This window comes from Salmonella sp. SAL4457, assembly GCF_046548235.1.
Lineage (GTDB): Bacteria > Pseudomonadota > Gammaproteobacteria > Enterobacterales > Enterobacteriaceae > Salmonella > Salmonella enterica.
Genome location: NZ_JBGDZO010000430.1, coordinates 1 through 275, shown reverse-complemented (window position 1 = coordinate 275; position 275 = coordinate 1). Strand labels below are relative to the sequence as shown.

Annotated in this window: 1 protein-coding gene; it reads left to right on the top strand. The window is 64.7% G+C overall.

All coding sequences use genetic code 11. The annotated features are described in order from the left end of the window. Positions 1-246, top strand: a 246-nt coding sequence (locus ACLJNW_RS24935) for a hypothetical protein (RefSeq protein WP_410961322.1), incomplete at its 5' end; no start/stop codon positions are given. Positions 247-275 lie beyond the last annotated feature (29 nt).

Here is a 275-nt window from a genome sequence, read left to right as displayed (position 1 = left end):
CAGCTATCGAACGCCTGCGAGCGTGCGCCTGGCGATGTCTGGCTGGTGTATCCGGGGCAACGAATAGGCATCCGTCCGCATCGGGAGCGTGAGGGTTGGGACGCCACGCGCCACGCGCTGGGCGCGCTGGACTTCCATGACACCCTGGGCGGCCAGCGCGCGCCCACCCCGATCGAACACCAGCGCGGCAAGCTCGACAGTTGCTGCGAAGGCGACCTTTATTCACACCTACTGGCCAAGGACTGATCCATGTTGCAGAAGAAGCCCTACAACGG